The sequence below is a fragment of the Anatilimnocola aquadivae genome (genome assembly GCF_049819085.1).
GTDB lineage: Bacteria > Planctomycetota > Planctomycetia > Pirellulales > Pirellulaceae > Anatilimnocola.
In genome coordinates this window covers 6,069,357-6,077,616 of the sequence record NZ_CP187419.1, presented here as the reverse complement: position 1 = coordinate 6,077,616, position 8,260 = coordinate 6,069,357, and the positions used below count along the sequence as shown (strand labels likewise).

9 protein-coding genes are annotated in these 8,260 nt (G+C 57.9%); 5 read left to right on the top strand and 4 right to left on the bottom strand.

The window, feature by feature from the left end; genetic code table 11:
* Positions 1-261 precede the first annotated feature (261 nt).
* The 3 genes from hemC to NA78x_RS23945 form a co-directional block, all read right to left on the bottom strand.
* Positions 262-1,194, bottom strand: a complete 933-nt coding sequence (gene hemC / locus NA78x_RS23955) for a hydroxymethylbilane synthase (RefSeq protein ID WP_425614910.1) — start codon at positions 1,192-1,194, stop codon at positions 262-264.
* 7 nt (positions 1,195-1,201) lie between these two features.
* Positions 1,202-1,690 (bottom strand): hypothetical protein, encoded by a 489-nt coding sequence (locus NA78x_RS23950; RefSeq protein ID WP_425614909.1) that lies wholly within the window; start codon positions 1,688-1,690, stop codon positions 1,202-1,204.
* Positions 1,691-2,082: 392 nt separating this feature from the next.
* Positions 2,083-3,447, bottom strand: coding sequence for an amidase (locus NA78x_RS23945; protein ID WP_425614908.1), 1,365 nt, complete (start codon positions 3,445-3,447; stop codon positions 2,083-2,085).
* A 172-nt stretch (positions 3,448-3,619) separates the two neighbouring features.
* Between NA78x_RS23945 and NA78x_RS23940 the strand changes: the two genes are divergently transcribed.
* From NA78x_RS23940 to NA78x_RS23925, 4 genes are all read left to right on the top strand, one after another.
* Complete coding sequence (locus tag NA78x_RS23940) at positions 3,620-4,120, top strand: gamma carbonic anhydrase family protein (RefSeq protein ID WP_425614907.1); 501 nt, start codon at positions 3,620-3,622, stop codon at positions 4,118-4,120.
* Between the two features lie 288 nt (positions 4,121-4,408).
* Positions 4,409-4,849, top strand: a complete 441-nt coding sequence (locus NA78x_RS23935; protein ID WP_425614906.1) for a hypothetical protein — start codon at positions 4,409-4,411, stop codon at positions 4,847-4,849.
* Positions 4,850-4,895: 46 nt separating this feature from the next.
* Positions 4,896-5,330 (top strand): hypothetical protein, encoded by a 435-nt coding sequence (locus NA78x_RS23930; protein ID WP_425614905.1) that lies wholly within the window; start codon positions 4,896-4,898, stop codon positions 5,328-5,330.
* A 406-nt stretch (positions 5,331-5,736) separates the two neighbouring features.
* Positions 5,737-5,907: a hypothetical protein gene (locus tag NA78x_RS23925; protein ID WP_425614904.1), complete on the top strand. Its 171-nt coding sequence runs from the start codon at positions 5,737-5,739 to the stop codon at positions 5,905-5,907.
* Between the two features lie 16 nt (positions 5,908-5,923).
* Here the strand turns inward: NA78x_RS23925 and NA78x_RS23920 are convergent, their stop codons facing one another.
* Positions 5,924-6,364: a DUF2383 domain-containing protein gene (locus NA78x_RS23920; RefSeq protein WP_425614903.1), complete on the bottom strand. Its 441-nt coding sequence runs from the start codon at positions 6,362-6,364 to the stop codon at positions 5,924-5,926.
* 453 nt (positions 6,365-6,817) lie between these two features.
* Here NA78x_RS23920 and NA78x_RS23915 point away from each other — a divergent pair, with 453 nt between their 5' ends.
* Positions 6,818-8,227: a S1C family serine protease gene (locus tag NA78x_RS23915; RefSeq protein ID WP_425614902.1), complete on the top strand. Its 1,410-nt coding sequence runs from the start codon at positions 6,818-6,820 to the stop codon at positions 8,225-8,227.
* Positions 8,228-8,260: the final 33 nt, after the last annotated feature.

Genomic DNA, 8,260 nt, shown 5'->3' with positions numbered 1-8,260 from the left:
ACGGACAGATCAGGCCCCAAGCGAAAAGAATGCGGGAAATCGCGCATCCAAAACAACACTTCCAGGCGTTTTATTCGGCACAACTGGAAATGTCGGTAATTTGGGTAGGATCGTATCTCGCCGAACTATCCCGCGTCAAGCATCTTCGCGATAAAACGCGTGGTTCTTGTCAACTTTCCTAAACCAAAAGTTAACAAATCCACTAGGTGAACAGGCATTTTGTTCTTTAGACAAGATTTTTTGCCAGAAATCAGGACGCAACTACCGCGCCTGATGGGCAGCTGTGATCAGCTCGGTGGCACCTTGGTCGATGAGCTGCTGAGCAACTTCGCGCCCAAGTCCCTCGGCCTGTAGAGGGGGTGCAAGTCCTTCGGCTGCGAGCTTTTTCGTGCCGTCTGGATGGAGAACCGTGGCTTGCAGCAACAGCCCGCGGTCGGTCACTCGCGCCCAGGCTCCGACAGGGGCCAGACACCCCGCTCGCAGGGAGTTGAGCAAGGTTCGCTCGGCAATGATCGCCGAGTGCGTAGCTTCGTCATTCAAAGGCTGCAAAAGTTCGATCGTCTTGGCATCGTCCGCGCGGGTCTCGAGTCCCAGTGCGCCTTGGCCGACTGCGGGCAGCATGGTCTGCGGCGGAATGATGTAGGCAATTCGCGCGGCAAGGCCAAGTCGTGATAAGCCAGCTTGGGCCAGCACGATCGCGTCGTAATCGCCGGCGTCTAGCTTGCGAAGGCGAGTATCGACGTTGCCTCGAATTTCGAGCAACTGCAGATCGGGCCGCTGGTGCAGCAATTGCGCGCGACGACGCAAACTGCCGGTGCCAATGCGCGCGCCCGGCGGCAAATCGTCGAGTGTGGTGAAGCGTCCCACGAGCACATCAGCGGTGGCTTCGCGCAGGGGCACAGCAGCAATCTTTAAGCCGGGAACCGGATCGGTCGGCAGGTCTTTCAAGCTGTGAACTGCCAGGTCGATGCGGTTATCGAGCAAGGCTCGTTGAATCTCTTTGGTGAAGAGACCCTGGCCACCAATCTGGCCAAGTGGTCCCGTGGTCACATCACCTTGGGTGGTGATGTGGATCATCTCGACTTGCACGCCTAACGCGGTGAGGCGTGCGGCCACCCACTCAGCTTGCCAGCGGGCGAGCGGACTGGAACGCGTTCCTAGTCGAACTTTGGCCTGTCCGCTCAATACTCCCATGCTGAATCTATTTCGTTGGCTTCGCGGTGGTGGTGGTCGTGGTAGCTGCTGCCTTCACCGCTGGTGAGGCAACGGCCGGGGTTGAGACCGCAGCGGTAGCGGCAGCCTTATCGGTGGCAGCCTTTTTCGCGGCGGCTTTCTCTTGAGCCTTGGTCTTGGCATCGGCCCGAGCTTTTTCCAGCTTGGCCTTCTGCTCGGCACTCAACAGCGCTTCGATCTCGCTATCGCGTTGCTTTTGCACTGCCTTGACCTGTTCGGCCAATACAGAGATCTGCGCATCGTACTTGCCTTGCAGTTCGTAAATCTTATCACGCTGTTCGACGGTCACAATGTCCTTGTAATGGGCGGGCAGGCGTTTGACTTGCTTTTTCGTCTCAGCGGCGGGCGCTTTCGCGTCTGCCTTTTGCGCCAGCAGCGACATTGGCTGAGAGACAACACCCACGGCACCCATAAGCAGCGTTACGACAACCAGCTTTTTCCACATCGGCAGATTCATTCGACAGATCCTTGAAACAAGATGCATACGTAGTTGAACACCCCGGAGAGAAATGCCCCCATGGAGGGGCGCGAGGCAGAAAATACTTTAAGCAGGGGTGAAATCGCTGTGCAACTATTTTTGCCGAGAAGTTCTCACGCTACTGACGGACTGCTGTCAGCAAGGCGGAGTGGGGGGCAAAGCAGGGGAGTGCGGCTCAAGAACGCAAAAAGGTCATGATACGCCGCTCCATCGTCGTATCATGACCTCTATCCTGAAACGGATTGGCCGAGGCCAGTCCGTCCTCCCGGCATGTTGTTAATTGAAAGATCGGCAGGACCACCTGCGACGCTTGAAGCAATTTTTCCCGGCAATCCGAACCGCCCGGTTGTGAGGGTTTCTCTACCGGCGCGTTAGTTCAGCAGGGGAGGTCGAGCGTACTGATGCAAAATGCGTTCGCTCATCCCAGCCATCGCGAAGACCTGCGGGCTGGTGAACGCGATGAACTGCAGACCACACGGCAAGCCATTCGCCGCCAGGCCGCAAGGAATGGTTACTGTGGGTAAGCCGAGAAAACTCCACGGGGCATTGAAGGCCGGATTGCCCGTCGTTGCTGCGTCGGGCGCGGGTGTGGTCGTGGCCGGCATCACCAGACAGCCCAGCAAATCACCTTGCGAATGCAACAGCTGGGCGAGTTCGCTGCGCACCTGCGTTTGCATGCGCAATGCTTCGCAATAATCGACAGCGCTCACCTGCAGCCCTTCGTTGATGAGCGTAGTGATGCACGGTGCAAATTTATCAGGCTGCTTGGTGAACTCCCCGCGATGATGTTCGGCCGCCTCGACCGCCATGATTCGCTTGTGCCAGGTCAGCACCTTGTCGAACGACTGGGGGAGCGACAGTTTGCGGACTTCGAACGAAGTGCGTAAGCGTTCCAGCGCGGCATTCGTCGTGGCTTGCACCAGCGAATCGGCCTGTTCGAGCAGCGGACTGTCGACGACGAACAGTGTGCGATACACGCTGTAGCAATCGAGCCAATACTCGAGATCGTGCTCAGCCCAAGGGCGCGTGACCGTGGCATCGACGCCGCCGCTGGCTCGCGCGGCCAGTTGTTGCCAGACGAGATACAAATCGCTCACGCGCCGCGCAATAGGCCCAACGTGATCGAGATGAAAACTCAGAGGCTCAATGTGATCGAGACTCACTTCGCCCCACGGCGGCTTAAAGCCGGCGACACCACAGTACGAAGCGGGCCGCGTGATCGAGCCGCCCGTTTGCGTGCCGAGCGCGGCGAAGCACATTTCCATTGCGACTGCCGCGGCACTGCCGCTGCTACTGCCACCGGGCGTATGCGCGGCGTTCCACGGATTCTTCGTCGGCGGCGGATCGAAGGCAGCGAACTGCGTCGTGACGGTCTTGCCCAACATGATTGCGCCGGCTTCTCGCAACGCCGCGACGACGGGAGCATCTTTCCCGGCCGGCGATTGGCCGCGCAGTGGCGAGCCACACCGAGTCGGCAGGCCGGCGACATCAATAATGTCTTTGATCCCGAGCGGAATACCAAACAGCGGGCTGGTCGGCTCGTCTCCTTCGGCCAACATGCCACCCAGCCGATACGCTTCCTTGAGCGCTCCCTCGCGATCGACCGTGACCCACGCCTGCACGGCTGACTCATGCTTGTCGATGTTCGCCAGACACATCTGCACCAAATCGACAGGCCGCAATTCCCCCTCGCGGATCATTTCGGCAGCACGGGCGATGGTGGGAAGTTCGGGCATGGCGGGGCTAGGGGCTAGGGGCTAGGAACTGGGGGCTAGGGACTAGAGGAGACATAGGCAGGTTACCATTTTCGAAATGGAGACGGCACTGGCGAAGGGATGAGGCGAAACCCAGAATGATTGTTCCTGCTTCCCCTAGCCCCCAGTTCCTAGCCCCCAGCCCCTTCCCGCTATGCAAACCCGCTTCCGCCCCGAACTTGTCCATGACACTGCGTTTATTGCTGCGGGGGCGGTGGTGATTGGCGATGTCAGGCTGAGCGAGAACTGCAGCGTGTGGTTTAGCGCCGTGATTCGCGGCGATACCGAAGCGATTCGGATTGGCGCCGGTACAAACGTGCAAGATGGCTGCATCCTGCACGCCGATCCCGGGAAGCCCTGCGTGCTGGGCGAACGCGTGACGCTGGGGCACGGAGCCATCGTGCATGGAGCTACCGTGGAAGACGATTGCCTGATCGGCATGCGCGCCGTCGTGATGAACGGCGCGAAGATCGGCCGCGGCAGCATCGTCGGCGTGGGTGCCGTGGTGATGGAGAACACCGAGATTCCGCCCGGCAGCATCGTGCTCGGGGTCCCCGCCCGTGTCCTCCGCGCTGCGACCGAGAAAGACTTCGCCAAAATTAAACATGCGGCCGAGCACTATGTGGCCGCCGCGAAGATGTTTAAGCAGGGATGAGGAGAGGAAGGCATATTTCAGGAACCGCATGGATTACTGTTTCGTCACGTGCGTTGTCGGCCTGCTTTGGAAGGCACTTCGCGGCGGCTCACTCTGAGCAACGCATGACGATGCAAAGCTACTCTTTAGCTAACGCGAAAGTGATGCAGCATCGCTTTTTGTTGGTGTAGCGTCTTAACTTCTTTTACAATCTAGCGCATGAGAGTTTTGCGAGACATACTCAGCCGCATTTGGACCCGTTCTCGACAATCTCAGCGGGAACGGGTTGAGCCAGAAACGATCGCGAAAATGGATGCTGTGCTTGGGCGCTGCGAAGTGCAAATGCCGGTAGCAGAGCAAGGCCGTCTCGGCGTGATTGAGTTTCAAGCAATGATTGAAGGTCATGACTGTCTGTTTCAGGATACCTTCTGCGAAGACGAAGATCGTGAAACTGCTATCGAGCAGTGTTTGATGCGGCTGAGGGTTTTCTATCGCCTCGCCAATAACCCGGAACAAATGAAGAGTTGCAGGAACATCCTAATTGAGAATATGGACTTTCATCGAACACTTTACCCCAAAGTGCGTCTTTCCGAAGACGAATTAAAAGCTGGCGCACGGCTAACTGGGGTTGCTGTGAATGACGGCGACGAAGCTTGGTTCAAGTTCTTTCATCCGAATTTCATGGAGGGCCGTACAATCACGATCGAGGTTGATGCTGACGGCACGGCATCGAATCTCGGAGTGTCCTGAAGCAGCTACAAACAGCCGACGTCAGGACGGATGCCAGGAAGTTAGAATGTCACCCATGAAGCGACTGCGGCGGTGGAGAGACTTTCGTCGACGCGTAGACTTCGCGCCGAACAATGTCTACCGCCATGAAACGCGCGGATGGGAGTACATTCCCATTCATCCATTCAGCGACGAAATTGAAATTTTATCTTCGCGCAGCATCGATCCGTCGGAATGCTGGAGTGTCGACGCCTGGTGGGGGATCGACGGCGACGCGACGCTCGTGGAATCGTGGATCGCTGAACGTGCCCATTGCCCGCCTGGGCTCTACGTAAAGCCTGTGGCGCATGCCGAAGAGTGGTCGTATCTATTTGCAGTCATTGACGCACCCGCGATCACTCGGCTTGCATTTGAGGCTGCCATGTCTCGCTTTGCCGATGCCGGCTTCCCAAGTAGCTTGCGCGTTGAACCTGGCGCGCCTTGGCTGACGCTGGACTCGTAGCCACACTTTGTAGTCTCTGAAACGTGTTCTCATCGCATTTCGTCTCTGCGGGCCGGAGGTTTTCTATTTTGACTGTTACCACGGGTTGCGCTTCGCTCGCTAAAGCGAGTGGCGCTGAACCTGTGGCGACATCCAGCGTCCCGATGGGACGAATGCGAGCGGGGATGGTTACATTCTCTCCCTGCGAAAGTCCAAGGACACCGAGAATATTGAAAACACAACATCTACACATCTTGACAACTTGCGGAACATTTGTCAATAATGTATGCGGTACTATTTCGGCAAATATCTTGCCGGGCCGCCGTGGGGAAGTGAAGCAGGGAGGTGTGAGATGGTTAGCGTTTGCAGAGGCGCAGACAGAGACAAAGAGTTGTGCGGGGCTGGGAACCTCGCGAAGGACGAGAAGATGATTGCCAGCATGAACAGCAGTGCAGAATGGTTATCAAACGGTTATCGCGCGGGAGAGGTGATAACCGTTTGTGTTCGCCGCAACGCGATGAAAAGAAATGGGTTGCGGCGAAACGAGTGGCTCGAAAAATCGCGCGAAAAGGTTATCAAAAATGGTTATCAAAGTTGATGTGAGGGAGCCAGTTCTACGCGTGCTGAACGGCTTGCAGGCGTTCCAGCGTGGAGATGTGCGCGCGGGTTTGGGGGAGCAAAATGCCGTTGATGAGCGACTGCATGGAGGCTGGCAGTTGTTGCCCGTGAACAGCCTTTTCGTAATCGCTTCGTCCGTGTTCTTCGCCCTGCTTGAGCGCCGTGAGCGCGGCCGAAGTACCAAACAGTTGGGCTGTGGATTCCACGGCTTTGGCAAAGGTACCCCAGGTGCCGGAACTCGTTTCGGGATCGCCGCCGAACTCGCGAATCTGTTTTCGCAGGAGTGAAACAGCCTCGCTATGTTCGTCGCGAATCTGGGCGAGTTGCAAAGCTCCATGTTCGCTGTCGAGTTTTTGCAGTGCTTGCTGATAGGTCTCGATGGCGGCTAACTCGCCACGCAGCAGACTATTCAAAGTATCCAAATGAGGTGCAGACATGGCGTTCTCCTCGCAAGTTCGTAGCTTGGCCGGCCGCCTTGCCAACGCGGCAGTGGACAGCCTTTGCAGTCGAGAGCAAGGGAATCGCAAACTGTATGCCGCGAAGGGCATCGCTCCAAAGGGCTTGGTTCCAACTGTCCAGTTGTTCGTGCCGATTCGACATAAGTCTCTGCAGACCGCAAAAGAGGGGTGTCCAACTTTGCATCTCGATTTGGACCGAAAATCGCGCCGCAGCCGAGAGATATGCGAGTCGCGCTCGAATCGGGCCTGCTTTGGTTGGACAAGTTGGCACTTGAAGTTTGCCTTGGCACGCAGACTTACGTCAAGCAGAATGCTAGCCCTGCGACCACGTGAATTCTCCGACAGGTCGCCGAAAATTCTGAGTGCGTCGGCCGAGGCATCGCCTATAATGGGACTCACTCCACTTTTCTTCTCCGGGCGAGAGACGGGGCAATGGACAACGGGCTGAACCAACCTGAACGGTCGGGCGACCGGCGTGCGCTGCACGCGAGCCCCGATGAACTTTCGTTGTCCGACCGAGCCTCGCTCGTCGAACGATTAAAGGCACTGCCGCCGCTCGATCGACCGCTGGCGGAGCGATCGCCGGCTGATAAGCCGCAATTGCAACTAGCTGCCGCTGCTGCCCATCGTCAGGAAGCGGCGGTTTGGCAAGACGACGAAGCACCAGAGACCGAAGCTCGCCCCGCGATGCGCGACGAACTGCGCATTCGCCTGGCATGGGCCAAGTTGCTCTGGCTGATGACGTTTTTGGGCGTGCTGCTGGGAGTCACCTATCTCGTCCCGCACATGGTCGAACAGATTCAATATTCGGCTGCTCGCGGCAAACAACGGGCCGAGCACGAACTGGCTAAAGAGGCCTTGAAGGATCAACCGCTCGCGCAACTATCGCGAGCGTCGCAGTTGGTGTCGCAACGAGTCGGCCCGAGCGTCGTACACATCACGGCGCAGACCAGCTTGAGCAATGTGGCGATCGCGGGTGGTCCGCTCGGTGGTACTTGGCGCATTCCGCACGATGGCCAGGGCTCCGGCTTTGTCGTCGATAAGGAAGGGCACATCGTCACCAACTATCACGTGATCGATGGCGCCAAGGAGATTGAGGTCTATTTGAGTGATGGCCGACGAGCGACAGCTCGCGTGGTTGGCCAGGATCGCGAAACCGATTTGGCCCTGCTGAAGGTTGATGCTGATGGATTGATTCCCGCTGATTGGGGCGAGAGCGATGACGCGGAAGTGGGCTCGATGGTGTGGGCTGTGGGAAGCCCGTTTGGATTGCAGCGAAGCGTGACGAGCGGGATCATCAGTGGCAAACATCGCACGGGCATGTCGCGCTCGCCGTATCAGGACTTTTTGCAGACCGATGCGGCTGTGAACCCGGGCAACAGCGGTGGTCCACTCGTCGATACCGAAGGCCGCGTGATTGGGGTCAACACGGCGATTGTGGGCGATGCCTATCAAGGCATCAGCTTTGCCATTCCGAGCCACATTGCCAGGCAGATCATTTCGCGACTGAAGGACGAAGGTCTGGTTCGCCGTGGTTGGCTCGGCGTGGAACTGGCCGATGTGGCGATGGCGGCAACTTCCTCGGTCTCGCCCGTAGCAAAAGGGGCGATGGTGCTGCGTGTGATCAATACGCCAACCCAGCAATCGCCCGCTTCGGAAGCCGGCATCTTAGAGGGGGACATCGTCCTGCGATGGGATGGCCGCGAAGTGGCGACTCCCGCGGAACTGCGGCAGTTTGTAGCTCAAACCAAGATCGGCAGCCGCGTCAAAGCGCTCGTGAATCGCAACGGCAGCGAAGTGGAATTGGAAGTGGCCGTGGGTGAACGGCCGTCGCAGTTGTAAGGGAAGAAGTTCTGGGTTTAGAGTTCTGAGACC